Annotated in this window: 30 protein-coding genes; 8 read left to right on the top strand and 22 right to left on the bottom strand. The window is 64.7% G+C overall.

Annotated features, from left to right (window positions below; translation table 11 throughout):
* Window positions 1-27: 27 nt before the first annotated feature.
* From ABMA46_RS06870 to ABMA46_RS06830, 9 genes are all read right to left on the bottom strand, one after another.
* Window positions 28-660, bottom strand: coding sequence for a LysE family translocator (locus ABMA46_RS06870; protein ID WP_348998584.1), 633 nt, complete (start codon window positions 658-660; stop codon window positions 28-30).
* 158 nt (window positions 661-818) lie between these two features.
* Window positions 819-1,283: a MaoC family dehydratase gene (locus tag ABMA46_RS06865; protein WP_348998583.1), complete on the bottom strand. Its 465-nt coding sequence runs from the start codon at window positions 1,281-1,283 to the stop codon at window positions 819-821.
* On the bottom strand, window positions 1,280-1,744 hold the full coding sequence (locus tag ABMA46_RS06860; protein ID WP_348998582.1) for a MaoC family dehydratase: 465 nt from the start codon (window positions 1,742-1,744) through the stop codon (window positions 1,280-1,282). Before ABMA46_RS06860 ends, ABMA46_RS06865 begins: the two co-directional genes overlap by 4 nt.
* A 124-nt stretch (window positions 1,745-1,868) precedes the next feature.
* A complete protein-coding gene (locus ABMA46_RS06855) occupies window positions 1,869-2,192 on the bottom strand; it encodes a YMGG-like glycine zipper-containing protein (RefSeq protein WP_348998581.1) in 324 nt (107 codons plus the stop codon).
* A gap of 88 nt (window positions 2,193-2,280) precedes the next feature.
* Window positions 2,281-3,384, bottom strand: a complete 1,104-nt coding sequence (gene ychF / locus ABMA46_RS06850; protein WP_348998580.1) for a redox-regulated ATPase YchF — start codon at window positions 3,382-3,384, stop codon at window positions 2,281-2,283.
* A 65-nt stretch (window positions 3,385-3,449) separates the two neighbouring features.
* Complete coding sequence (locus ABMA46_RS06845; protein WP_348998579.1) at window positions 3,450-3,635, bottom strand: ribbon-helix-helix protein, CopG family; 186 nt, start codon at window positions 3,633-3,635, stop codon at window positions 3,450-3,452.
* A gap of 42 nt (window positions 3,636-3,677) precedes the next feature.
* A complete protein-coding gene (gene pth / locus ABMA46_RS06840) occupies window positions 3,678-4,418 on the bottom strand; it encodes an aminoacyl-tRNA hydrolase (RefSeq protein ID WP_348998578.1) in 741 nt (246 codons plus the stop codon).
* A gap of 26 nt (window positions 4,419-4,444) precedes the next feature.
* Window positions 4,445-5,086, bottom strand: a complete 642-nt coding sequence (locus ABMA46_RS06835; RefSeq protein ID WP_348998577.1) for a 50S ribosomal protein L25/general stress protein Ctc — start codon at window positions 5,084-5,086, stop codon at window positions 4,445-4,447.
* Between the two features lie 254 nt (window positions 5,087-5,340).
* Complete coding sequence (locus ABMA46_RS06830) at window positions 5,341-6,573, bottom strand: MFS transporter (protein ID WP_348998576.1); 1,233 nt, start codon at window positions 6,571-6,573, stop codon at window positions 5,341-5,343.
* Between the two features lie 110 nt (window positions 6,574-6,683).
* Here ABMA46_RS06830 and ABMA46_RS06825 point away from each other — a divergent pair, with 110 nt between their 5' ends.
* On the top strand, window positions 6,684-7,517 hold the full coding sequence (locus tag ABMA46_RS06825; RefSeq protein ID WP_348998575.1) for an AraC family transcriptional regulator: 834 nt from the start codon (window positions 6,684-6,686) through the stop codon (window positions 7,515-7,517).
* Window positions 7,518-7,537: 20 nt separating this feature from the next.
* Here the strand turns inward: ABMA46_RS06825 and ABMA46_RS06820 are convergent, their stop codons facing one another.
* The 6 genes from ABMA46_RS06820 to lgt all read right to left on the bottom strand — a co-directional run bounded on the left by ABMA46_RS06820 (window position 7,538) and on the right by lgt (window position 13,317).
* Entirely contained in the window at window positions 7,538-8,473 is a 936-nt protein-coding gene (locus ABMA46_RS06820; RefSeq protein ID WP_348998574.1) for a ribose-phosphate pyrophosphokinase, read from the bottom strand.
* 108 nt (window positions 8,474-8,581) lie between these two features.
* Window positions 8,582-9,226, bottom strand: coding sequence for a hypothetical protein (locus ABMA46_RS06815; RefSeq protein ID WP_348998573.1), 645 nt, complete (start codon window positions 9,224-9,226; stop codon window positions 8,582-8,584).
* 67 nt (window positions 9,227-9,293) lie between these two features.
* The gene (locus ABMA46_RS06810) at window positions 9,294-10,445 is read right to left on the bottom strand and encodes a M24 family metallopeptidase (protein WP_348998572.1); all 1,152 of its coding nucleotides are present in this window, start codon (window positions 10,443-10,445) and stop codon (window positions 9,294-9,296) included.
* Entirely contained in the window at window positions 10,445-11,239 is a 795-nt protein-coding gene (pgeF, locus tag ABMA46_RS06805; RefSeq protein WP_348998571.1) for a peptidoglycan editing factor PgeF, read from the bottom strand. Before pgeF ends, ABMA46_RS06810 begins: the two co-directional genes overlap by 1 nt.
* Before the next feature lie 111 nt (window positions 11,240-11,350).
* On the bottom strand, window positions 11,351-12,475 hold the full coding sequence (locus tag ABMA46_RS06800) for a class I SAM-dependent methyltransferase (protein WP_425475702.1): 1,125 nt from the start codon (window positions 12,473-12,475) through the stop codon (window positions 11,351-11,353).
* Window positions 12,472-13,317 carry a prolipoprotein diacylglyceryl transferase gene (gene lgt / locus ABMA46_RS06795; protein ID WP_348998570.1) on the bottom strand — a complete coding sequence of 282 codons (846 nt, stop codon included), beginning with the start codon at window positions 13,315-13,317 and terminating at the stop codon, window positions 12,472-12,474. The genes ABMA46_RS06800 and lgt overlap by 4 nt, the downstream gene beginning before the upstream one ends.
* Window positions 13,318-13,459: 142 nt before the next feature.
* Between lgt and ABMA46_RS06790 the strand changes: the two genes are divergently transcribed.
* The 3 genes from ABMA46_RS06790 to ABMA46_RS06780 all read left to right on the top strand — a co-directional run bounded on the left by ABMA46_RS06790 (window position 13,460) and on the right by ABMA46_RS06780 (window position 14,979).
* Window positions 13,460-13,771: an accessory factor UbiK family protein gene (locus tag ABMA46_RS06790; protein ID WP_348998569.1), complete on the top strand. Its 312-nt coding sequence runs from the start codon at window positions 13,460-13,462 to the stop codon at window positions 13,769-13,771.
* 334 nt (window positions 13,772-14,105) lie between these two features.
* Window positions 14,106-14,606: a type III secretion system chaperone family protein gene (locus ABMA46_RS06785; RefSeq protein WP_348998568.1), complete on the top strand. Its 501-nt coding sequence runs from the start codon at window positions 14,106-14,108 to the stop codon at window positions 14,604-14,606.
* Window positions 14,607-14,619: 13 nt separating this feature from the next.
* Complete coding sequence (locus tag ABMA46_RS06780) at window positions 14,620-14,979, top strand: tRNA-binding protein (RefSeq protein ID WP_348998567.1); 360 nt, start codon at window positions 14,620-14,622, stop codon at window positions 14,977-14,979.
* A gap of 43 nt (window positions 14,980-15,022) precedes the next feature.
* Here ABMA46_RS06780 and ABMA46_RS06775 read toward each other — a convergent pair whose 3' ends face one another.
* The 3 genes from ABMA46_RS06775 to ABMA46_RS06765 all read right to left on the bottom strand — a co-directional run bounded on the left by ABMA46_RS06775 (window position 15,023) and on the right by ABMA46_RS06765 (window position 17,938).
* Complete coding sequence (locus ABMA46_RS06775) at window positions 15,023-16,315, bottom strand: ATP-binding protein (RefSeq protein ID WP_348998904.1); 1,293 nt, start codon at window positions 16,313-16,315, stop codon at window positions 15,023-15,025.
* Window positions 16,316-16,696: 381 nt separating this feature from the next.
* On the bottom strand, window positions 16,697-17,416 hold the full coding sequence (locus ABMA46_RS06770; RefSeq protein ID WP_348998566.1) for a response regulator: 720 nt from the start codon (window positions 17,414-17,416) through the stop codon (window positions 16,697-16,699).
* Window positions 17,417-17,425: 9 nt separating this feature from the next.
* The gene (locus tag ABMA46_RS06765) at window positions 17,426-17,938 is read right to left on the bottom strand and encodes a MarR family winged helix-turn-helix transcriptional regulator (RefSeq protein ID WP_348998565.1); all 513 of its coding nucleotides are present in this window, start codon (window positions 17,936-17,938) and stop codon (window positions 17,426-17,428) included.
* Between the two features lie 408 nt (window positions 17,939-18,346).
* On the opposite strand from ABMA46_RS06765, the gene ABMA46_RS06760 reads away from it, so the two are divergent.
* On the top strand, window positions 18,347-18,655 hold the full coding sequence (locus tag ABMA46_RS06760; protein ID WP_348998564.1) for a hypothetical protein: 309 nt from the start codon (window positions 18,347-18,349) through the stop codon (window positions 18,653-18,655).
* Window positions 18,656-18,777: 122 nt separating this feature from the next.
* A complete protein-coding gene (locus tag ABMA46_RS06755) occupies window positions 18,778-19,419 on the top strand; it encodes an MBL fold metallo-hydrolase (RefSeq protein WP_348998563.1) in 642 nt (213 codons plus the stop codon).
* A gap of 107 nt (window positions 19,420-19,526) precedes the next feature.
* Here ABMA46_RS06755 and ABMA46_RS06750 read toward each other — a convergent pair whose 3' ends face one another.
* The 3 genes from ABMA46_RS06750 to ABMA46_RS06740 form a co-directional block, all read right to left on the bottom strand.
* A complete protein-coding gene (locus ABMA46_RS06750) occupies window positions 19,527-19,946 on the bottom strand; it encodes a BA14K family protein (protein ID WP_348998562.1) in 420 nt (139 codons plus the stop codon).
* Window positions 19,947-20,216: 270 nt separating this feature from the next.
* Window positions 20,217-20,429, bottom strand: a complete 213-nt coding sequence (locus ABMA46_RS06745) for a cold-shock protein (RefSeq protein WP_018428999.1) — start codon at window positions 20,427-20,429, stop codon at window positions 20,217-20,219.
* 249 nt (window positions 20,430-20,678) lie between these two features.
* Window positions 20,679-20,891 carry a cold-shock protein gene (locus tag ABMA46_RS06740; RefSeq protein ID WP_348998561.1) on the bottom strand — a complete coding sequence of 71 codons (213 nt, stop codon included), beginning with the start codon at window positions 20,889-20,891 and terminating at the stop codon, window positions 20,679-20,681.
* Window positions 20,892-21,375: 484 nt separating this feature from the next.
* Between ABMA46_RS06740 and ABMA46_RS06735 the strand changes: the two genes are divergently transcribed.
* Window positions 21,376-21,786, top strand: a complete 411-nt coding sequence (locus ABMA46_RS06735) for a Kazal-type serine protease inhibitor domain-containing protein (RefSeq protein WP_348998560.1) — start codon at window positions 21,376-21,378, stop codon at window positions 21,784-21,786.
* Between the two features lie 5 nt (window positions 21,787-21,791).
* Here ABMA46_RS06735 and ABMA46_RS06730 read toward each other — a convergent pair whose 3' ends face one another.
* Window positions 21,792-22,433 (bottom strand): flavodoxin family protein, encoded by a 642-nt coding sequence (locus ABMA46_RS06730; protein ID WP_348998559.1) that lies wholly within the window; start codon window positions 22,431-22,433, stop codon window positions 21,792-21,794.
* 217 nt (window positions 22,434-22,650) lie between these two features.
* Here ABMA46_RS06730 and ABMA46_RS06725 point away from each other — a divergent pair, with 217 nt between their 5' ends.
* The gene (locus ABMA46_RS06725) at window positions 22,651-24,285 is read left to right on the top strand and encodes a tetratricopeptide repeat-containing sulfotransferase family protein (protein ID WP_348998558.1); all 1,635 of its coding nucleotides are present in this window, start codon (window positions 22,651-22,653) and stop codon (window positions 24,283-24,285) included.
* The last annotated feature ends 386 nt before the right edge of the window (window positions 24,286-24,671 follow it).

Raw genomic sequence — 24,671 nt, 5'->3', positions numbered from 1 at the left:
GGGGAAGCAGTCGGGCGGTCCTTCGCCTCAGGTCCGGCTCAGGGCTTCCCACAGGGCAAAAGCGGCGGTCGCCACCAGCAGCGCGCCGGCGGCGCGGCCGATCAGAACCGTCGCGGCCGGATGTCCGGTCAACGCCTCTCGACCCTTTCCCGCCGCGAGCGCCAGTCCGCCATAGACCGTCATCTGCACGAAGACGGTCATAAGGCCCATGACGAACGCCTGAACGCCGATCGGCCCGTATTCGGGCTTCATGAATTGAGGGAATACGGCCAGGACGAACAGCCACGCCTTGGGATTGAGGATGCAGGTGAGCAGCCCTTGCAGGAAGATGGCAGGCGTCGAGCGGTGTACCGCCTTTGCCACGGAATGCACCTCGATGGTGGAGCGCAGAAGGGAGATGCCGATCCACAGCATGTAGAGCGAGCCGGCGAGCAGCATGACCTTCGAGATGGCCGGTACGAGGCTGGACAGTCCGACCACGAACATGGTGCCGAACAGCGTGTGGCAGACGCCGCCCAGCATGATGCCGGCGGTGGCGGCCAGTCCGGCCGGGCGTCCGCCGGTCAGTGCGTTGGCCAGCACGAAAAACATGTCCATGCCGGGCACGACGATGATGCCGACCAGCAGGACGAAATAAAGCCAGAGCGCGGTAGCGTACATTGTGGACGGCGGGTTCCGACAGGCAGCGGCAGGACCACGCGATAGCGCATCCTTCCTGACATCGTGGCGTCAGGAGGTTGCGTATCGGACCGCGGGTAGCATCCACTCCCTTGACCGGGAGGACGGCGGCGAGGGTGGCCTTCGAACAGGCAGGGCGCTTACCCGACCTTCACCAGCACGGCGCTGTCGAATTCGATCACCTTGTCGCCGGCGGAATCGAAGCCTTCGCCGCGCATCGTCAGCATGCGCCAGCCAGGCCGCGAGGCGAGCGCCCTGTGTTCCAGCGCGGTGCGGGTATAGGAAACGGTCTCGCCGGCGTAGACCGGCTTCAGCCATTTCAGGTTCCTGAACCCCGGCGAGGGGCCGAATTCCGGCTCCGGACCGGGGCCGTCCCACCGGACGGCGCCCGACTTGGCGGCGAGGTTGCATTTCATCCAGGCCGCCGCCGTATGCCATCCCGAAGCGCACAGCCGGCCGAAGACGCTGCCTTGCGCCGTCTCCTCGCTGAGATGGAAGGGCTGAGGATCGAATTGACGCGCGAAGGCAACGATCGCCTCGGGCGTGAACGTGTAGGTTCCGAGCGGAACGGTGACGCCGACGCGGAAGAAGTCGTCCAGGGTCATGCGCCTGTGGCCTCGCGCGTCAGGAACATGCCGGTGTTGTCCAGTTCGAAGACGCTTTCGCCATGCTGGTTGAAGAGCTCGGCGTGCATGGACACGAAACCGAGCCGGGGCCTCGATCTGGAGATGCGCTTGCCGACCACGGTGACGCGGCCGGAAAGCGTGTCGCCTGCGAGCACCGGCTTCTTCCACTTCACCTGGTCGATGCCCGGCGCGCCCTGGGACGTCGAATCGAGCAGGAAGGCGTCGCACAGCATGCGCATGAACAGGGCGCAGGTGTGCCAGCCGGACGCCGACAGGCCGCCCAGAATGCTGGCCTTGCCGGCGTCTTCGTCGAGATGCATGGGCTGGGCGTCGAACTCGGAGGCAAACGCAACGATCTCCTCGGCGCTTACCGTCCTTGCGCCGAGGTCGAGCGAGGCGCCCTCGGCGAAATCCTCATACGCCCATCGTTTGCCGGTCATCGCACAATCCGTTCAAGCTTGTACGATTCACCATGAACCAGCGGGCGGCCCGGCACAAGCCGCAGCGCCCGCTGCCCACTGTTTTGGCGCGAGGAGCAGGCCGCCGCCGCCCCTCGCGGTCCGGTCAGTACTGGCCGTTATAGTAGCGGTCGTCGCAGGGCGCCACGAAGACGCGGCCGCTGTTGTAGTCGCGGTAACGGCACATCCGCTCGTCGTCGCGCGACTTCGGCGCCGTAGACGAGCCGATGACGGCGCCGAGCAGCGCGCCGCTCGCCGCGCCGATCACGGTGCTCTTGGTGTCGCGGCCGATGGCCTGGCCGACCAGCGCCCCGCCCGCACCGCCAATCAGTGCGCCGGTGCCGGCCCGCTGCTGCGATTCCGTCTGCGCGCAGCCCGACAGGGCCAGGGCGGCGAGGGCGGCTGCAACGATAAACCCATTCGTCTTCATGAGGTCAGTCCTCTCCTTGAAGTCTCGATGTCGTCCCCGTGGAGTCAATCGCGCCGCAATAAGGCGGAAGATGGGCGCGCGCGGCCCGTCAGGTGTTGAACCTGAACAGCATGACGTCGCCGTCCTGCACGACGTAGTCCTTGCCCTCGTCGCGCGCCTTGCCGGCCTCCTTGGCCGCCACCTCTCCGCCCAGCGCGACATAGTCGTCATAGGCGATCGTCTGGGCGCGGATGAAGCCGCGCTCGAAGTCGGAATGGATGACGCCTGCGGCCTGCGGCGCCTTCGTGCCCTTTTCGATCGTCCAGGCGCGCGTCTCTTTCGGTCCGGCGGTGAAATAGGTGATGAGATGGAGAAGGTCGTATCCGGCGCGGATCAGCTTGTCCAAGCCCGGTTCCTCGAGCCCCATCGACGCCAGGAACTCGCGCTCCTCCTCGTCGGGAAGCTGCGCCACCTCCGCCTCGATCGCCGCCGAGATGACGACGGTACCGGCGCCCTGCGCGGCGGCCATTTTCTCGACGGCCTGCGTGTGTTCGTTGCCGGTGGCGGCATCCGCCTCGGCGACGTTGCAGACATAGAGGACGGGATGCGAGGTCAGCAAGTTGAGGCCGTCGAGGACGGTCAGGTCCTCCGGCGCCAGTTCCTTTCGCAGAAGGCGCGTCGGCTTGCCGTTCTGCAGCAGCGCAAGCGCCTGGTCCATGACCGGCAGGACGGCCATCGCCTCCTTGTCCTTGCCCTGGGCGCGCTTGCGGATCTGGGTGACGCGGCGCTCCAGGCTGTCGAGGTCGGCCAGCATCAGCTCCGTCTCGACCGTCTCGGCGTCGGCCACCGGGTCGATGCGGCCTTCGACATGGGTGATGTCGTCGTCTTCGAAACAGCGCAGCACATGGACGATGGCGTCGACCTCGCGGATGTTGGCGAGGAACTGGTTGCCGAGGCCCTCGCCTTTGGAGGCGCCCCGCACCAGCCCGGCGATATCGACGAAGGCGATGCGGGTCGGGATGATCTCCTTGGACTTGGCGACCGCCGCGATCCTGTCCAGGCGCGGATCGGGCACCGCGACTTCACCGGTGTTCGGCTCGATGGTGCAGAACGGATAGTTGGCGGCCTGCGCCGCAGCGGTGCGCGTCAGCGCATTGAAAAGCGTCGATTTGCCGACGTTCGGCAGGCCGACGATGCCGCATTTGAAACCCATGATGAAACGGTCCTAAGGGGAAGAGAAAAACTGCTCAGGGCTATGGGCGAAAGGAGAGAGGATCGTCAAGCTTTCGAAGGCGGTTTCCGGTGATCCGGTTGCAGCTTGCGAAATTCGATTCCCTTCGCCGCAAGATCCTCGATCAGCATCCGTTCAAGCCACGCCGACATGCTCATACCTTGCGCAGTCGCCGATTCCCTGATTTTGGAATGGACGTCATCGGGTACAGAAATGGTAACGCGCCTGCGCATGTGCCTCATCCTACCGCAGGCGCCCACTTCTGTCAGTACGGCCTAACCCTTGCCCAGCAGCTTCTTCAGCATATCCGCCATCGGGCCGCCTTCGGGCAGCTTGACGGACGGCTGTTTCGGACGTGCCTGGCGGATATGGCTCTGCCCCTTGGCAGGCGCACCGGACCCCTTGGCCTTGGGCGGCGGCGTGTCGTCCGGCCCCGTCGGCTGAAGCTTGTCGCGCAGGGCAAGGGTGACGCGGTTCATGAAGCCGCTGTCTTCGCCCTTCGCGATCAGGTCGGAAGCGTCGGCGATCGCGTCCAGCAGAACGTCCAGCCACTCGTGATCCGCCTTGGAGAAATCGCCGAGCACATGGCCGTGCACCATTTCCCTGACGCCGGGATGGCCGACGCCGATGCGCACCCTGCGGTAGTTCTGGCCGATGTGCTGGTCGAGCGAGCGGATGCCGTTGTGGCCGCCGGAGCCGCCCCCGACCTTTACCCGCACCTTTCCGGGCGCGAGGTCGATCTCGTCGTAGAACACGGTGACGGCGGAAGGGTCGAGCTTGTAGAAGCGCAGCGCCTCGCCGACGGCCTGGCCCGACAGGTTCATGAAGGTCTGCGGCTTGACCAGCAGCACTTTCTCGCCGCCGAGCCGGCCTTCCGCGATCGCCGCCTGGAATTTCCGCGACCAGGGCGAAAAGGAATGGCGGCGGGCTATCGCGTCCGCCGCCATGAAACCGACATTGTGCCGGTTGTCCGCATATTGCGCGCCCGGATTGCCGAGACCTGCAAAGAGCAGCATCGGATTGGCCCTCCGGGCGGCGAGGATTACTCCTCGGTCTCTTCCGCTTCGTCGTCGGCGACGGCCGCCGTCTCTTCGGCCTCGCTGGCGTCCGACTTCATCGCGGACGAGCCGGCGACGGTGGCGATGGTGAAGTCGCGGTCGGAAATGACCGGCTTCACGCCGGCGGGAAGCTGCACGGCCGAGATATGGATCGAATCGCCGATCTCGGCGCCGGACAGGTCGACGGTGATGAATTCCGGAATGGCGTTGGCCGGGCAATGGAATTCCACCTCGTGGCGCACGACATTGAGGACGCCGCCGCGCTTGATGCCGGGCGACTTCTCTTCATTGATGAAGTGGACCGGAACGTTGACGTTGACCTCGGTGTTCCTGCCCACGCGCAGGAAGTCGACGTGGATCGGGAAATCCTTGACCGGGTCGAGCTGGAAATCCTTCGGCAGGACCTGAATCTTCTTGCCGTCGACGTCGATCGTCGCCACGGTGGTCAGGAAGCCGCCGCCGTGAATCTTGTAGAATATGTCCTTGTAGGACAGGGCGATCGCCAGGGGAGGCTGCTTGTCGCCGTAGATGACTGCTGGCACTTTACCTTCGCGGCGAACTGCACGGGCGGACCCCTTACCGACCTGTTCGCGCGCTTCGGCCTTGAGCTCGTATGGAGCGCTCATGGCATTTCCTTTCGCGTTTTACTGGAGCATTTCCGGATGCCGCAGGGCAGGGCCGAAAATGTAGAAAGCCGCCATGCCTGCGATGACCTTGCAAAGACGGATGTCCATTTCGGGGTCACGCGAGCCGCCGGCTCTCGTCCGCGTTGCCTCCAAGGGTGTCTACGCGGGTGGCGGCTCTATAACGGAAGCCGGCCACGCGCGCAAGATATGGCCTGAAAGACGTCAGCCCTGACTCTGGCCGGCGATCTTTTCGGTCAGGCAGTTGCCTTCTTCGCCTCCTTCATGTTCGGGAGGAAGATGGTGAGCAGGCCGACGAAGGGCAGGAAGGCACAGACCTTGTAGACATAGTCGATGCCCTTGGCGTCGGCGACGACGCCGAGGACCGCCGCCGCTATGCCGCCCATGCCGAAGGCAAAGCCGAAGAAGATGCCGGCGATCATGCCGACGCGACCGGGAACGAGTTCCTGAGCGAAGACGACGATGTTGGAGAAGGCCGACGACAGGATCAGACCGATCAGCACGGTAAGCACCAGCGTCCATTCGAGGTTCGCGTAGGGCAGGGCCAGCGTGAAGGGCAGCACGCCGACGATCGAGAACCAGATCATCGCCTTCTGCCCGTAGCGGTCGCCGAACGGGCCGCCGAGCAGGATGCCGAGCGCGGAGGCGCCGAGGAACAGGAACAGCATGACCTGCGACATCTGCACCGACACGCCGAACTTATGGATGGCGTAGAAGGTATAGTAGCTGGAGATCGAGGCGATGTAGGCGTTCTTCGAGAACACCAGCAGCGTCAGCACTACGAGCGACCACATCACCTTCCTTTTCGCGAAAGGCGAGACGAAGGGTGCTGCCTTGCGGCTCGCCATCGAGGCGCGGTAGCGGGTGTACCAGCCGCCGACGCGCCACAGCACGAAGATGCCGATCAGCGAGCCGACCGAGAACCAGGCGATGCTGGTCTGGCCGAAAGGCACGACGATGAAGGCGGCGAGCAGCGGCCCCATCGACTGGCCGAAATTGCCGCCGACCTGGAACAGCGACTGGGCGAGGCCGAAACGGCCACCGGAGGCGAAGCGGGCGATGCGCGAGGATTCGGGATGGAAGATCGCCGAGCCGATGCCGATCAGCGACGCTCCCGCAAGCAGCAGCGAATAATGGCCGGCATAGGCCAGCACGATGAGGCCGATCAGCGAGGATGCCATGCCCCACGGCAGCGAATAGGGCATGGGCTTCCTGTCGGTCACCATGCCGATCACCGGCTGCAGCAGCGACGCGGTCACCTGGAAGGTGAAGGTCAGGAGGCCGATCTGCCAGAAATCCAGGCCGTAATTGTCCTTCAATAGCGGATAGATGGCGGCGAGAAGCGACTGCATGATGTCGTTGATGCAGTGGCAGAAGCTCACCGCGAGAATGACCGCAAAAGCGGTGGCCTGTGCGGAAGAAGAGACAGACGAAGGGCCGGTCTGGGAATTTGCAGTCGTGTCGGTCACGGAGAAGGCTCCATAGGCTATAGGCGGCAGAACCGCGGGGGCGCTTATAGACCTGTTGCAGACAGACTTCTTTCGTGGTTTGGTCCATTATCTTCGCGAGTGGGCCATCCATGCCAGCCACAGTCCCTGATCTTGATGGTCCAGTCGACGAGCTTGCCCGCAGGCATCGCGAGCGGCTGGAGTGGCTGGAACGCGCGAACGGCGCGATCGTGGCGCTGCCTTCGGAATATCCCGACGGCCATACGGTGCCCGAGCACCGTCACAGCCGCAGCCAGTTGCTGCATGCGCTGACCGGCGTCGTGCTGGTGCGCACGCGCTACGGGCGCTGGATCGTGCCGCCCGACCACGCCATGTGGATTCCGGCCGGCATCGAGCACGAGGTCGACATGCTTGGCAACGTGTCGATGCGCTCGGTCTATGTCGCGCCGGATGCGATCGAAGGCCTGCCGGAGCGGCTGCGCGTGGTCGGTGTCAGCCAGTTGATGCGCAGCCTGATCGTCGAGGCCGTCAGCCTGCCGGACGAGGTGCGGCTTTCGATCCGCGGCGAGCTGCTGCTGACGCTGCTGCTGCACGAGATCCCGACCATGCCCGAGCGGCCGCTCGGCCTGCCGTTTCCGGCCGAGCCGCGCCTCGCCGCGCTATGCCGCCGCTTCGTCGCGGCGCCGTCGTCGCGCGCCACGATCGACGAATGGTCCGATACGGTCGGCATGAGCCGGCGTACCTTCACGCGCGTCTTCCATCGCCAGACGGGGCTTTCGCTGTCGACCTGGCGCCAGCAGGCGCTGTTGTTCGCGGCGCTTCCCCGCCTGGCCGACGGCGAGCCGGTGACACAGGTGGCGCTCGACCTCGGCTATGACAGCGTGCCGGCCTTCACCACCATGTTCAAGCGTATGCTGGGCAAGGCGCCGCGGGATTATCTTAAGAGCAAGGGAAGGGTCGCCTGAGCGCAGGCCGGCCTGTCGGATCAGTCGAACAGGCTCGACACGGATTCTTCCGTCGCGGTGCGGGAGATCGCCTCGCCGATCAGGTCGCCGATCGAAACGACGCGGATGTTGGGGGCGTCGAGCACCGCCTGCGTCGGCTGGATGGAATCGGTGATGACGAGTTCCTGCAGCTTCGAGCCGGTGATGCGGGCGATGGCGCCGCCCGACAGGACGCCGTGGGTGATGTAGGCGGTGACGCTGGAGGCGCCCTTGTCCAGCAGCGCATCGGCGGCATTGCACAGCGTTCCGCCGGAATCGACGATGTCGTCGAACAGCAGGCAGTCCTTGCCGCGCACATCGCCGATGACGTTCATCACTTCCGATTCGCCGGGCCGTTCACGGCGCTTGTCGACGATGGCGAGCTGCCCGTCGATGCGCTTGGCCAGCGCGCGGGCGCGCACCACGCCGCCGGTGTCGGGCGACACCACCATGACGTTGCCGATCTGCTTGTATTTCGCCTTCACGTCGCGGGCCATCACCGGCACGGAGAACAGATTGTCGGTCGGGATGTCGAAGAAGCCCTGGATCTGGCCGGCGTGAAGGTCCAGCGTCAGCACGCGGTTGGCGCCTGCGCGGGTGATCATGTTGGCCACCAGCTTGGCCGAGATCGGCGTGCGGCCCGATGCCCGGCGATCCTGCCTGGCATAGCCGAAATAGGGGATCACCGCGGTGATGCGCCGCGCCGACGAACGCATGAAGGCGTCCATCATGATGAGCATTTCCATCAGGTGATCGTTGGTCGGGAAAGACGTGGACTGGAGGATGAAGACATCCTCGCCGCGCACGTTTTCCTGGATCTCGACGAAAATTTCCTGGTCGGCGAAGCGCCTGACGCTGGCTTTTCCGAGAGGGATGTTGAGATAGCGGGCGACCGCTTCGGCCAGCACCCTGTTGGAATTGCCCGCGAAGAGTTTCATGCACCGGTCTCGATGGAGGGAGTACTACCGGGCTTTTAGCGCTCCGCGCCGCTATTGCAAGCATTGATGTCGGGAAATCCCCGGCCTTGGTCGAGGTCCTGGAGACGTTCAGCCGCTCTTGCCGGAGAGCCAGCCTGCCAATTGGTCCACCGTGGCGTCGGCCACCGCCTGCATGGTGGCTACGGGAACCGCGGCCCAGCCTTGCTTGCCTGCGATCGAGGGCGCGCTCTGCTGGCCGTTGATGCGGTGTAGCCGGTTGCCCGACATGTCGTAAAGGTCCCAGACATAAACGACCGTTGTGCTCTTGCCTTCGGTCAGCACGGAAAAATAACCTTTCAGCACATTGGTCGCCGAGGCGTCGGCGCTGCCGGCAAGGGTGATGCCGCGCTGGCGCGCCTGCGCGTTCAGGCGTTCCGTCAGTGGCCCGGCGGCTTCCACGGACGTGCCGACGAGCGGGGCGATCCGGAGCCGCATCCTGCCGATCGCGGGAACGCCGGCATGCTGCAACTGGGAGGCCTGCGCCTGTGGGGACTGGCCGGGCGCAGGCGGTGCCGTCGTCGTGCCGGCAGCGGATTGTGTTGCGGCAGACGATGGAGCTTGTAGCGTCGCTGGCGCGGTTGCCTGCGCGGGCAGGGTCGTGCCCGCGGCCTGCCTGTCGGCGGCGGTGGGCTGAAGGACGTCTCCGGCACTGTTGCAGGCGGCGAGCGCCGACGCCGCGAGAAACAAGATACTCGTCGAGAACCAGCGCTTCATCGGCCGGATAGCTCCCTGCCGCCCAATCGTGCAGGGAGAGAAGCCCTGCCTTTGTGACATGGTGAGATCACTGCACGATCAAGTCGAGATCATGACGCGAGAGCGGCTTGGGCGCCGATTCGGTGGTCAGGTAGGTGCGGCCGAGCGTCATCGCGGTCTCCGTCTCGGAATCCATGATGATCATATGCGCGAACAGCGTCATATTGGGCGCGATGGGCTCGGGATTGCCCTGATAGAACATCGGCATGTCCATCCAGGACGGGGTGAAGCGGGCGCCGACGGAGTAGCCGCAGGCGTTGAGACGGTGGCGGGTGAGGCCGTGCGCCTCCATGGTGCGGGCGTGGGCGTCGAACACGTCGCCGAACGTGTTGCCGGGCGTCATCGCCTTTTCCACCGCGATCAGCGCGTCGCGCGAGGCGTCGAACAGTTCCTGGTGACGTTTCGAGACCTTGCCGGTCAAGACGGTACGCATCATCGGTGCATGGTAGTGATGGAAGACGCCGGCCCATTCGAGCGTCAATTGGTCGTTCTTGTTGAGCTTGCGGCGGCCCGCGTGATAGCGGCAAAGCAGCGCGTCCGCGCCGGAGCCGATGATGAACTCGTTGGCCGGATAGTCGCCGCCGCCGGCGAAGACAGCGCCCTGCATGGCGGCAAGGATCGCGCCCTCGTCGCCGCCTTGTTTGATGAGCGGCAGAGCGGCGTCCAGCGCCTCGTCGGAGAGGGTCGCCGCCTTCTCCGCCTTGGCGATCTCGGCCGGGCTCTTGAAAAGGCGCAGCCGCCCGACGATGCCGGACGCGTCGGCGATCTGGCCGAAAGTCTGCAACTGCTCGTCGACCCGCCGGCCATTGTAGGCGGTCAGCCCGTGCGTGTCGTACTCCACGCCGATGCGCGCGCCGAGCAGGTCGAGATCGTTGAGAAGGTTGCGCAGGTCTATGGCCGGATTGGCATCGGCGCGATCAGTCCACACGACGATGTTTTCCAGCGTCGAGGTATGGCGCGCCTGGCGCAGATCCGCCGAGCGGGTCAGCAATACCATCGAGCCATCGGCCTTCACCACGAGGCACTGGAAGAAGCAGAAGCCGAACGTGTCGTAGCCGGTCAGCCAGTACATGCTCTCCTGTGCGAACAGCAAAAGCGCGTCCAGCTTCTTCTCCGCCATCTCGATCATCAGCCTGTCGCGGCGGGCGTCGAATTCGGACTGTTCGAAGTGCAGCGCCATCAGATCTCCTCCAGTACGATCGCCGAAATCTGCCGGCCGTAATCGGGCTCGCCGCGATGGGTTCCACGGCGGTATGAGAAGAAGAGGTCTTCCTCGTCGTAGGTGCAACGGTCAAGGCCCTCGGCATTGACGCCGGCCTTACGCAGCCGGTCGACCGTATAGCGGTTCAGGTCGAACATGGCGTGACCGGCGTTCTTCGAAGGTGCGAAATAGGCATCGTTCGCGGCATCGGCCTCGATGAAGCGATCGACGAATTCCGGCCCGACCTCGTAGTTTTTCGGGCCGATGGACGGGCCGAGCGCCGCCACGATATTCTCCCTCGACGCGCCCAGGCCTTCCATGGCTGCGATCGTATTCTCCAGAACGCCGGCGAAGGCGCCGCGCCAGCCGGCATGAGCGGCGCCGACGACCCGCGCCTGCGGATCGGCGAACAGGACTGGGCCGCAATCCGCGGTCGAGGCGCAGACGGCGATGCCCGGCCGATCCGTGACCAGTGCGTCGGCGCGCGGACGCGGACCGGAAAACGGTTCTCTCGCCACGATCACGTCGGGCGAGTGGATCTGATGGCAGGCAAGCAGGCGGTCCGGCGCGACGCCCATCCAATCCGCGACCCGGCGGCGGTTCTCGCGGACCTTGTCCTGATCGTCGTCGGAGCCGGGTCCGGTGTTGAGATTGTCGTAGATACCGGCGGAGACGCCCCCCCGGCGGGTGAAGAAGCCGTGTCGGATGCCGGTTTCACCGGCACGATCAAGAAGAGGCGACCGGAGCGGTTCCGGTCTCGGGTCAATAGTCATGTTTTTTCGACGATCTGATTTGCGTTGACGCGATGGTGGGGCAGGGGTTCAGGCAAGTCAATCGCGGCTGCCATAGGACGTGTTGCCTCACGGCGGCTCGACGGGAGACGGTCACCGGGCGACGCGCGGCGCCTCAGGCATCGGCCGCAGCGCCGGCAGTTCGGTTCCGGCGGGCGCGACGCCCAGCACCTTGAACAGGTCGCCCATCGCATCGGGGCCGGCCAGCCGTTCCACCGCCGCCGAGATTGCCGCCTGTTCTTCCTGCGGTTTTCCCGCCCCGAGCCGCCCGGCGCGTTCGAGCAGGCCGAGTTCAAGCAGGAACTCGGCCTGGGAAGACGCTCCGATTTCAAGGCCTTGCGCGCGCGCGACGGCGGCCAGACCGGCGAAATCCACATGCGTGGTGAGGTCCGCTTCGCCGGGGCTGGCAAGCACGTTCTCATAGGCATGGGCGCGCACGGCCTGCAACGTGTCGCCAAATCCACGGACAAGATGTCCGTAGTCGATGAAAAGTCCCGCGCCGCCAGCGGCGGCAATGCGCTCGGCGATCGCCTGCATCAGTGCTGCGCGCGCCGGTGCGATCTCCAGGATGGTTCCTTCCAGAGCGCCCTCCGCGTCATCCGGAAGCAGGTCGCAATCGAGCGAGGCGGCGCCGGCGAAGAAGGAAAGGCGTCCGGCCTCGTCCAGCCCGACCATGCGCTCGCGCCAGCCGGACCCTTGCTTGACGAACTGGCGCACCGGGATGGCATCGAACAGTTCGTTGCCGACGATGAGGAGAAGTTGGTGCGGCAGCGTTTCGATCGTCCGGTGCCATGAGACGGCCTTGCCGGCGCTCGCCAGGGTGGCGTTCTGGACCTCAGCGAGGCGCGGGCTCGTCTCGATCATGGCGACATCCACAGCCGCAAGGAACGCCGGCTCGATGCGGTCGAGCGTCCGCAGCATGTCCTTCATCAGCGTGCCGCGCCCCGGCCCGATCTCGGCCAGCGTCAGCGGCATCGGCTTTCCCAGGCCCTGCCAGACCCGGTAGAGCCATACGGCGATCAACTCGCCGAACATCTGGCTGATCTCGGGGGCTGTCGTGAAATCGCCTTCGGTGCCGAAAGGCTCGCGCGTCGTGTAATAGCCGTCCATCGGATCGAACAGGCATGTCGCCATATATTCGCTGACCGGGATGGGGCCGGTCGCGGCGATCAGGCCGGCGATCCGTTCTTTCAGAGTCATGTTGTCGGGCAGGCTCATGCGGTCCGGTTTTCGGCCGGCTGGGGCGTCGGCCGCGCCGTCGCCATCGCCCAGATGCCGAGCAGCACCATCGGCGTCGACAAGATCATGCCCATTGTCAGCCAGTTCGTGCCGAGCAGATAGCCCAACTGCCGGTCGGGCTCGCGGAAGAATTCCACGAAGATGCGCGCGCAGCCATAGCCGGCGATGAAGGCGCCTGAAACGAAGCCGGGTAAAGCCAGCTTGAGGCGCGAATGGGTGAGGAAGCGCAGCAGGCAGAAGAGCACCAGCCCTTCGAGCAGCGCCTCGTAAAGCTGCGAAGGATGACGCGGGAAGGGCCCGCCATTGGGAAACTCGATCGCCCAGGGCACGTCGGTCACCCCTCCCCACAGTTCCGAGTTGATGAAGTTGGCGAGCCTCACCAGGCCGAGGCCCACCGGGACGCCGGCTGCGACCACGTCGAACAGCGTCCAGACGCGAATGCCGCGCGAGCGGGAAAACAGGATCATGGCGAGGATGACGCCGAGCAGGCCGCCGTGGAACGACATGCCACCCTGCCAGACGGCGAATATGTCCAGCGGATTGGCGATGTAGCGCGGCAAGTCGTAGAAAAGCACATAGCCGGTGCGGCCGCCGAGCACGACGCCGATCGCCGCCCAGACGACGAAGTCGTCGATGTCTTCCGGCTTCATCGGCAAGACGCCTGCCGGCCACAGCTTCGGGCTGGTCACCAGCCGCTTGGCGTACCACCAGCCGAACAGGATACCGACGATATAGCCGATGCCGTACCAGTGGATGGCCAGCGGGCCGATGGTGACGAGCACCGGGTCGATGTTGGGGAAGGGGATTTCGGCAATCTGCAAGGAAAAACCTCATGCGCTGGCGCGGGGCGCGTCGCGTTCGGCGCGGACCATGCGGCAGGGTTTTGACCGGGTCAAGGCGAGGCGGTCCCTTGCATTCGATCGCCTTGGACACTAGGTCATTTCAGGCAGCGAGGATTTTGCCATGTCGACCGGACCGAACCGCATTCTGGATGAGTTCGCCAAGCTGATGACGGATGCCGCAGGCGCCGCGCAGGGCATGCGCCGCGAGGTGGAAACCGCCTTCAGGGCGCAGGCCGAGCGGGTCCTGAACTCCATGGACGTCGTCCAGCGCGAGGAATTCGAGGCCGCGCGCGACATGGCTGCGAAGGCGCGCGAGGAGAATGCGAAGCTCGCCGCGCGCATCGAGGCCCTGGAGGCGAAGCTCGCCGGAACGGCTTCGGGGAAGAGCGAAGCGGCGAAAAGCACGTCCGCCAAGCCCCGCGCGAAGACATAAGCCGTTAAACTTTTCCACAAAGCCTGATTCTGGAAAATCGCTTTGGCGTGAATCGCTTACCGGGTTCGCGTGGTTCGGCGCGCGAGCGCTTTCCACATGCGAATGAGCCCATGCAAAAAATTGGGCTGGTCACGCGACTCCCGATCAATAGACTGAATTTGCTGCATGATTCGAGTGATGGTCATGCGCCGGGCGGTGAGGTCGGGTCATGGGTCGTGCGTCGAGCAGTCCATGCCGTTCCGGTTTTAGGAAACGTGTTCGTCGAAATCAGTTCGTCGTGCGTGCCTTCCCACGGAGCGCGTGGTGGCGCTCCCCGAACGACAGGAAGCATTTCATGGAACTTCTCGAACTCGAGATTTCGCGGGAAATCCATCCGGTGGATGTGATCGAGCAGGTGGCGCACAACAACGACTGGTCGTTCGAGCGTGCCGGCGACGACGAAATCTCGATCTCCGTTGCCGGAACCTGGACCGACTACCATGTCTCCTTCTCCTGGATGGAGGATTTCGAAGCCCTGCACCTGGCCTGCGCCTTCGATATCAAGGTGCCGGAATCGCGCGCCCTGGAGGTGATGCGGCTGCTTTCGCTTATCAACGAACAGATGCTGTTCGGCCATTTCGACCTGTGGGAGCAGGAAGGCGCCATCATGTTCCGCCAGTCGCTGCTGCTCGCCGGCGGGGTCGAGCCGTCGAGCCAGCAGGTCGAGGTGCTGCTGTCCTCGGCGTTGGAAGCCTGCGAGTGCTACTTCCAGGCGTTCCAGTTCGTGGTCTGGTCGGGAACCTCGGCGCGGGACGCGCTGTCGAGCGTCCTGTTCGAGACCCAGGGCAACGCCTGAGCGCCGGCAGGTCATGTCGACGGACAGCGGTCGCAAGCCCGAAATCAGCTTCGCCGATTTCGACAAAGTGGACATTCGCGCCGGCACGATCGTCGCCGTCGAGGCTTTTCCCGAGGCGCGCAAGCCGGCGTTCAAGCTCAGGATCGATTTCGGCCCTGGGATCGGCGTGAAGAAATCCTCGGCACAGATCACGAAGCATTATTCGCCCGAGACGCTGATCGGCCGCCAGGTCTTCGCGGTGGTCAACTTCCCGCCGCGGCAGATCGGGCCGTTCATGTCGGAAGTGCTGACGCTCGGCTTCCCCGACGAGGAAGGGGCCGTGGTGCTCGGCGCCATCGAGCAGAAGGTGCCTGACGGCGGCCGCCTGTTCTGAGAAACAGATCATCTTCCGGAGCGGTCGCGGCGGTCGGCTCCCGTCAGGCCGGAACCTTGATGACGGCCCTCAGCCCGCCGAGCGGGCTTTCCGCCAGCGTAATGTCGCCGCCGTGCCCGCGCGCGATGTCGCGGGCGATCGACAGGCCGAGCCCGGTGCCGCTGGCGTCGAGATTGCGGGCCTCGTCCAGCCGCACGAACGGCTTGAAGACATGCTCGCGCTTTTCGGGCGGAATGCCGGGGCCGTCGTCGTCTATCGTCACCGTCAGCATGCCGCCGCCGTGATCGGCGGTAATCTCCACCGTTTTGGCATAGCGGAAGGCGTTGGACACGATGTTGGAGATGAGACGAGCGAAAGCGGTCGGGCGCACCATGACCTCGCGATTGCCGACGATCTTCGTGGTCAGCTTGCGCTTGCGCAGCCGCGCCTCCTCCGAGAGCTTGGCGAAGCACGCCTCCATATCCATGCGGCCCGCGTCCTCTGCGGTCTGGCCGCGCGCGAAGGCGAGATAGCCTTCCAGCATCGACTGCATGTCCTCGATGTCCTGGTTCAGCGCTTCCGCGCCGGCCTTGGAGCCGGTCAGGGCGAGTTGCAGTTTGAAGCGGGTCAGGATCGTTCTGAGATCGTGGCTGACGCCGGTCAGCATGGCCGTGCGCTGTTCGATCTGGCGCTCGATACGCTCGCGCATCTGCACGAAGGCGATGCCGGCGCGACGGACTTCCTCGGCGCCGCGCGGGCGGAAATCCGGCATCGGTCGGCCCTTGCCGAAGCTCTCGGCGGCTTCGGCGAGCGTGAGGATCGGGCGTATCTGGTTGCGCAGGAAGGGAACGGCGATCAACAGCAGCACCACGGAGGTGCCGATCATCCAGATGAGGAAGATATAGGTGTTCGAGGCGTAGGCCTGGCTGCGGCGGACGAACACTCTCAGCACCTTGTCCTCGAGCTGGACGCGCACCTCGATGATGTTGGAATTGCCCACCGTATCGATCCAGAACGGCCGGTTGATCTGGCGCGTGATCTCCGACGACAGCGTTTCGTCGAGCAACGAGAAGAACGGCTTCGGTCCGGGCGGGGGCAGGGGGTCAGGCGGAAGGATATCCACCTTCAGCTGCAGCCTGTCCTGGGCGACGCGGATGATATTGGCGTAGTCCGCATCGTGCGGATAGGTCTCCATCAGGTCGATGACGGCGGCGATGTCGCGCACAACCGCCTGCGAGAGCCGCTGCGTGACCGTCTGCCAATGGCGTTCGAGGAAGATGAAGGCGACGACCGATTGCAGCAGGATCATCGGCGCGATGACGATGATGAGGGAGCGGGCATAGAGCCGCTTCGGCATGTGGCGCGAAACGCGACGCCAGAAGCGGCGCCACCGATCGTGCAGCGCATCGGCGAACGGGCCGAGACGGCCGGTCACCGTCGGCTCGGGTGGACGATCTCTGTGCTGTTGCTGAAGCTCGGTGGTCGCCATGTCTTCCATCGGCCCGCGCGGGCGTGCCGGTCGAGCCCGGCGGCGGTCCATTCTAGAGCATTTCCGGCGAAAACAGAATCGCCTTCAATGCTCTATCTCTTTGTTTTTACGCAATCCCGGACGCAAAACCGCTGCGCGTTTTTGCTGGAATTGCTCTAGCGCAGGATGCACTCCACTTGCATCAGGCATCCTGCTGCAAATGCTCGTTCGGCGGCATGGTCCCGCAAGGAAGGCTTGCCGGGAACACGCCTATTCAACGCTCAGCCGATAGCCGATGCCGCGCACCGTCTGCAGCCAGACGGGGTTGGACGGGTCGCGCTCGATCTTGCGACGCAGCCGGTTGATCTGCACGTCGATCGTGCGCTCGCCGACCTCCGAATCGTCGCCGACCAGTTCATGGCGCGGAATGGTCTCGCCGGCGCGGGCGGCGAAGATCGCCAAGATCTCCTGCTCGCGGTCGGTCAGCTTCAGCGACTCGCCGCCGCGCTTCAGCTCCCGCTTGGCGATCTGGAAGGTGTAGGGGCCGAAGACGAGTTGCTCGACCTTCGGGGTCGGGGTGGGGCCGCCGCGCCTGAGGATGTTGTTGATGCGCAGGATCAGTTCGCGCGGATCGAACGGCTTGGGAAGGTAGTCGTCGGCCCCCGCTTCCAGCCCGGTGATCCTGTTGTCGGTCTCCGAAAGGGCCGTCAGCATGAGGATCGGCACGTCCTTGGTGGCGCGCAGCGCCTTGGTCAGTTCGACTCCGGTTTCGCCCGGCATCATGATGTCCAGAACCAGCAGGTCGAAATCGAGCCCGACCAGCTTGCGGCGGGCCTCGTCGGCATTGCCGGCGACGGTGACGCGGAAACCGTTCTCGGTCAGGTACTGCTTGAGCAGGTTGCGGATGCGCGTGTCATCGTCGACCACCAGCAGATGCGGCGCATCGTCGTCCGGTGCGGTCGTGCGCTCAAGGTTCTCCGTGCTTTCCATGGCTTTTCCTCAGGCGGAGTTCTTCGGCAGGATGTCAATCTGCGCTCTTCGTTCCGGATTGACCATCGCTTTCAGGAAACGCTCGATCGCGGCCCGATCGGCTGCACCGGAACCCTGCAATGCCTCATGGATGCGGCGTGACTGTGGCCTTGCCAGCGCCAGCGCGAGTTTGCGGCCGCGCGCCGTGGGGTAAAGCTCGCGCTGGCGGCGGTCGCGTGGCCCTTGGACCTGCACGATATGGTCGGTCTCGATGAGTTGCTTGAGCACGCGCGCCAGCGATTGCTTGGTGATCTTCAGCACGTCCAGCAGTTCGGCGACCGTCAGGCCTGGACGCCGGTTGACGAAATGGAGCACGCGGTGGTGCGCCCGCCCGAAACCGTAATCCTCGAGAATCTCGTCGGGATCGGAGGTGAAATCGCGATAGGCGAAGAAGAAGAGTTCGATAAGGGTGAAATCGATTCCCTCGTCGTCGACGACCGCCGTCCTGATTGGCTCCGCGTCGGAAAGGCTGCGATCCGGCATGGGTCTCCTGCGAGCGAGCGATGGTAAATCTGCCCACGCTTTAGGACCGATTGCGAGCGAAAAGGCAAGTCGATGCCGGTTTTCGGCTTGTCTCAGGTTGCTGGCCAAGGGTGTCCTGGACGGCGCGGCCGCGGGAAACCACGCCGATCTTCGGGATCGTACCCCGCCGATTCGGGGCTGGCGGGATCGCCGAAGCGCTGACGAGCGCCTGTCCGGCGGCTGCAGAGCCAACCGCGCCATTGGGGCGGAGCAGGCGGAATCTACGGAAAACCCTCAAGCTTTGGCGGCTGGCGGACGACTCGAGCGGTCACGCTTCATATATCAGCATTTCCGAATTTGACTTTTTCAGGATTCGTCGTCTCATGTCGCCGTCGTCAGGAAAGCGGCGGCTATGGAGGGACTACGATTATGGAAACACTTCTTCCCATCATTGTTCAGATCGTTACCGGCATCATCGGCGGCCAGGCCGTCGGTGCGGCAGTCAAGCAGGCGGCGATGAGCCAGTTGCCGAAGATCCTCAGCGGCGCGATCGGCGGCGTGGCGGGCGGCGCGATCCTCAACAGCCTCATGGGCGGATCGATCGACCCGGCCGCGGTGGCGCAGGCCGCGGGAAGCCTCGGTTCCTCGCTCAACATCCAGAACATCGTCGGCGGCGTCGGCGGCGGCGCGATCCTCACGGCCATCGTCGGCGCCGTGATGGGCTCGATGAAGAAATAAGCCTGGGTTTTGCCTCGCTAAAGGGCGGCTGCGGCCGCCCTTTTTCGTTGCCGTGCGCGCAGGAGAGTGGACGCCGCCATATCACGCGCCTACATCGGTCCTGTTTCCGGGAAAGGTCACTCATGGGTCAACTCAACGCCGGCGTCGTTCCCGTCACGCCGTTCCAGCAGAACTGCACGATCCTGTTCGATACGGACGACAAGGTTGGCGTCGTCGTCGATCCGGGCGGCGACGTCGACCGGATCCTGGCTGCCCTGAAGGAGAACGACATCAAGGCGCAGGCGATCTGGATCACCCACGGCCACATCGACCATGCCGGCGGCGCGGTGGACCTGAAAGAAGCGCTCGGCGTCGACATCATCGGCCCGCATGAGGCCGATCGCACGCTGCTCGACAACCTGGAAACACAGGCCCAGCGCTTCGGACTGGCCGGCGCGGTGCGCAACTGCGTTCCGGACCGGTTTCTGGCCGAGGGCGAAACCGTGTCCTTCGCCGGTCACCTCTTCGAGGTGCTGCATTGCCCGGGTCACGCGCCGGGGCACGTCGTCTTCTACAATCGCGACGCCCGGTTCGCGCATGTCGGCGACGTGCTGTTCCATGGCTCGATCGGCCGCACCGACCTGCCCGGCGGCGACCATGAGGCGCTGATCAGGTCGATCAAGGAGAAGCTGCTGCCGCTCGGCGACGATATCGGCTTTCTGTGTGGGCATGGGCCGGGCGGGCGTTTCGGCGAGGAGCGGCTGACGAACCCATTCCTGGCCTGACGAATCCCGTCAGTCGCCGGCGGACATGCCAGTGCAGCCGGCGGATCGGTTGCCGCAATGAAAAACGCCGCCTCGTGGGCGGCGTTTTCGTTCATTCCGGATCGTACTCAGTTGGCGACGCAGAAATGCCGCTCGCCGTCATAGCCGGTGAAGGTTCCGGTCCGGGCGTTGAAGCTCCTGTAGCGGTCGGAGCAGTATTCGTACCAGTCGCGCGTCCAGGGCTCTATGCCGCCGGCATAGACGGGCGCGCGGCGCACGACGACGTCGCGGCGCACCACATAGCGCGGCGGCGCGTCGTAATCGTCATAGTAGGGCGGGGGCGGCGCCGGGCGCGACAGGGCGCTTCCGATCAGGGCGCCTGCGGCAAGACCGGCAATGCCCGCCACGGCGGCGTCGCCGTGCCCGTGGTGGCTGTGGTGGTAGTGGCGATACCGGTACCGGTCGCCTGCATTGGCCGCCGGCAAGGCCGCAACCATGGTCGCGCCGACCGCGACGGACAAAACGGCAGTCTTGAGAAACCTTTTCATCGTAATCTCCTTCTGTCGGCCGGCCAGGGGAACGCCGCCCGACTTTGCGACAGAGTAGTAGGAGATGTTGGCTGAACGGAGGCTGAACGAAATTTCAGCTATGCGCCGCAGCAGGGGGACGTCCTGACGGACACGGCAGCGCTAACCGGCTTGATTTCATTCCTCGCATCGATGCGACGACAGCCGACCATCAGGCTGCCAGGATGCGCAACTGGAAATGGCTGTCGAAGCAGCCAAACGGTCTGGCGCCGCGCCGCGGCGCCATCCACGTCAACCGACGGTCAGGTTGACTGCCTTCGGGCCCTTGCCGCGCTTGTCGGGCTCGGTGTCGAATGAGACCTTCTGGCCGTCCTCCAGGCCCGGAAGCCCCGAAGCCTGAACAGCCGAGATATGGACAAACACGTCCTTTGCCCCATCGTCCGGCGTGATGAAGCCGAAACCCTTGGCATGATTGAAGAATTTTACGGTGCCGGTCTGCGGCATGGGAAGCTCCTCTGATCCCATCGTCTTGCTCCCGGGCTGGCACAAGGCGCCCGGAAACAAAATTTGTCGTTTATTTTGAACGCATCGGCAAGCGAAACTTTTTTGCGTTTTTCATTGCCGCTCCGCCGCGAGGCGCCGTCGCGGCCGCGCGGGACTGCCAATCCGGCAAACGAAAAAGGCGCGACGATGCCGTCGCGCCTTTCCGTAGGTCGCTGGTTTGGTTGTTGGTTTCCGGCGGAGCCGGCTCGCTTATTCCGCGCGCAGGTTGACCGCCTTGGGACCCTTGCCCATGCGGTCCGGCTCGACGTCGAAGGACACTTTCTGGCCATCGACCAAAGTGTGCATGCCCGACCGCTCGATGGCCGAGATGTGGACGAAAACGTCCTTGGCGCCATCGTCCGGCGTGATGAAGCCAAAGCCTTTGGTGGCGTTGAAGAATTTTACGGTGCCGGTCTGGGACATTGGGGAAACTCCTTCACCCGTTCAGTCTGGTGGTCCTGGCCGCCTGGCATCGGAGGCAGGTTCCGGTGGTTGTTTCGGCGATCGTGCACCGTGCACGACAAAACCCCCCGCCGAAAAACGGGGCCGTCAGAGATTCACACTATCGGGGAAAGGGTCGCGCAAACGTTCCAGTCTCCGGGTCGCAAATGCCCGAACGACAAAATCTATTGCACGGAAATGTGATCGTTGCAAGACAACAGCCGCGGGCGACGTCGCGCAGACGCGCTTCCCACGTTTGGCCCGCGATACGCCTGCGCCCCATTGGGGTCATCGGCCACAGGATCGCAAGCGTAGGCCCAGGGGAAATCCGGTTCCGTTCCCGTCGAATGGAACGAGGACTCCGGGCTGGAATATGGCCCGACAGGGCGAAAATCCTTGCAACCGGTGCCGAAAACGCGAGGATCGGCTCGGGCGTTGCGGCGCTGCATTGTTAGGAGGGAGACATATGAGGCTTTCTGTGATGCTACCGCTGCAGGGGGCGGCTGTCCTTGCGCTTTCGGGAATGCTTGCGGCCTGTACGGTCGCGGTGGACGAAGGGCCGGGCTACCGTCCGCCGCCGCGACCGGAGCACCGGTACTGCACGCGCGAATATGAGCCGGTCTGCGCCAGCCGGGGCCGGGACCGCAAGACCTTCTCCAACGGATGCGAGGCCGAGCGTTCAGGATACCGCATCGTCGCCAGAGGCGAATGCCGCCGCCACGATGACGTGGGAAGCCGTCCGCCGCCGCGCGCCTGCACCATGGAATATGCACCCGTGTGCGGCAACAAGCGCGGTCGTTTGCGCACCTTCTCCAACGCCTGTACGGCGCGCGCCTCCGACTATCGCGTGATCGGTCGCGGCCCCTGCAGGGGCTGACGGGATCAGCCGCCGGCAAGGCCGGGATAGGTCCCGGCCTTGATGAACATGCGCGCGAGATGGGCGGCGTTCGACGCCGCCATGTCGATCATGCCGGCGACAGCCTTTGGCGGCGCGGGCAGGTCGACATAATTGACGCTGCCCATCGCCTCGCCCACCCAGTAGACTCCGCCATTGGCCGGAACGGTGAAGCCGACGTCGTTCAGGGCCTGAAAGCATTCGGCATGGCAGTGATGGGCACCGTCCTCGTTGCCGACGATCGCCACCAGCGCGACCTTGCCGGCGGCAGGCATCCGCTGGCGGTCGTCGGTTTCGGACAGGAAGGCGTCCATGCGCTCCATGACCCGTTTGGCGACGCTGGACGGCTGTCCCATCCAGATCGGCAGGCCGAGCAGAAAGATGTCGGCCGCGAGGATTTTCCGGCGCAGCGTCGGCCATTCGTCGCCTTCACCTTCATCCGACAGGACGCCGGGCTTGATGTTCCTGTCGGCGGCGCGCACCGGATTTTCCGGCGTGTCCACGCCGTTGCGTTCCAATGCGGCTCGGAGATCGCCGAGCAGCCGGTCGGTCGAGGATTTTTCCCTGGCGGTCGAGGGTTTCAGCGAACAGTTGAGCGCAAAGGCGGTAAGATTGCTGTCGTGCGGCATGACGTTCTCCGTGAAAGAGGCTTGCTTGGGCAACGCGAGCGGACGCGATCGGTTGCCCGCGTGGTCTCGCCGGCAGGCCAGCTTTCGTCTTGAACCGGCCGGGGCAATCGCCTAGACCGCTCTGGTTCAATCAGCGACACGGCAGGTTCCCATCAACAGGGCAACGAGAAGAGGGCAGGGCGCGTCCGGCGGCATCCAGGTCGAGCTCGACCGGCACGTGCGGCAGGCGCTGCAGCTGCACCAATCGGGGCGCAAGCCGGAGGCGGAGGCGCTGTACCGGCAGGTTCTGGCGCGCCGCGCCGACCATGCGCCGGCATTGCATTTCCTCGGGCTGCTGATGCACCAGGACGGCCGCAGCGCCGAAGGCATCGCGCTGATGGAGCGCTCGCTGAAGTCGTCGCCCGGCAATGCCGATTTCATGAACAATTTCGGCACGGTGCTGCGCGATCTCGGCCAGCCGCGCCAGGCCGCGGAGCAGTTCCGCAAGGCGGTGGCGGCCAAGCCGGACAATCTGGCGGCGCGCGACAATCTCGCCTCCGTCGAGCGCCAGCTCGGCCGGCTCGAGGCATCGGCGCAGGCCTACCGCGACACGATCGGCCGCAACCCGTTTCATATGCCGGCCCGGTTGGGTCTCGCCGAGACCCTTCAGGAGACCGGCGACAGCGACGGCGCGATCGCCGTCCTGCGCGAAGCGCTGACGATCCGCCCGAAGGACGTCGACCTGCTGACCGCGCTGGGCGTGGCCTTGCTGGAAAAGGGCGACCTGGCCGGTGCCGCCGAAGCGGCGCGCGCGGCGCTGGCGGCCAACCCGGCGACAGGAAAAGCCTGGCTCCTGCTGTCACAGGTCAAGCGGCAGCAGGAGGCGGACAGCGAACTCGCCGCGATGGCCGAGCAGCACGGCAGAAGCCAGGCGGGAAGCCAGCAGCGCATGCAGATCGCTTTCGGCCTCGGCAAGGCGTTCGACGATCTCAAGGACTATGGGCGCGCCTTCGACTATTTCGCCGAAGGCAATGCGATCCGCCGCGCCGGCTTCGCCTATGACGGCGAAAAGACGCGCGCCGATTTCGCGATGATGAAGGCTGTTTTCAGCAAGGATTTCTTCCCCAGCCATGCGCCGAGCGATATCGAGGACGACACGCCGATTTTCGTCGTCGGCATGCCGCGCTCCGGCACCACGCTGGTGGAACAGATCATCGCCAGCCATCCGCAGGTCTTCGGCGCGGGCGAGTTGACGATCCTGCGAACGGCGGTCGGCAAGGGCTTTCCGCTCAACATGAAGGGCGGCTTTCCGGAAGGCATCGCCGACATGCCGGCAAAGGCCTTCGCCGACGCCGGACGCGACTATCTCGACATGTTGAACGAGCGCTATCCGCAGCACCGGCACGTCACCGACAAGATGCCGGGCAATTTCCTGTTCGTCGGCTTCCTGCACATGATGCTGCCGAAGGCGAAGATCGTCCATTGTGCCCGCAACGCGGCCGCCACCTGCCTGTCGATCTTCAAGTCGAACTTCCGCGGCGAAACGCATCTTTACGGCTACGATCTCGCCGAGCTGGCCGATTTCCACAACCTCTATGCCGACATGATGCGGCATTGGCGCGAGGTGTTGCCGGGCGTCGTCCACGACGTTCGCTACGAGGATTTCGTTGCGGATCAGGAAGGCCAGAGCCGGGCATTGATGAACTATCTCGGCCTGCCGTGGGATGACCGGGTCCTGGCGTTCCACGAAGCCGACCGGCCCGTGCGCACGGCGTCTGCCGCACAGGTGCGCCAGCCCATGTACAAGGGATCTGTCGACCTCTGGACGCGCTACGGCGACAAGCTCAGGCCGCTCATCGAGCGGTTGAAGTAGGCAAGGCTGCCGCTTAGGGACAATCGTCCCGTGACGGCTGGATACCGGGCAGCCGGCCTTCGCTTCGGCCGGCTTCCGGGATGATGCCGTTCCTAGAGCATTTCCGGCGAAAACAGAATCGCCTTCAATGCTCTATCCTTTTGTTTTTACGCAATTCCGGACGCAAAACCGCTGCGCACTTTTGCTGGAATTGCTCTAGGCAGAATCGACATTCATCGCATCCACAGCATTGCGGCGGCGAGTTGCAGGAAGCTTAGGAAGTAGGCCGCGCGGCGGTCGAAGCGTGTGGCGATGCGTCTGAAGTGCTTGAGCTTGTTGAAACAGCGCTCGATCGTGTTACGGACCTTGTAGGCCTCGAAGTCGTAAGGGATCGGCGTCTTTCGGGT

This window comes from Mesorhizobium hunchu (genome assembly GCF_040081975.1).
GTDB classification, from domain to species: domain Bacteria; phylum Pseudomonadota; class Alphaproteobacteria; order Rhizobiales; family Rhizobiaceae; genus Mesorhizobium; species Mesorhizobium hunchu.
The sequence above is the reverse complement of the archived record's forward strand: the minus strand, read 5'-3'. Positions and strand labels throughout refer to the sequence as shown.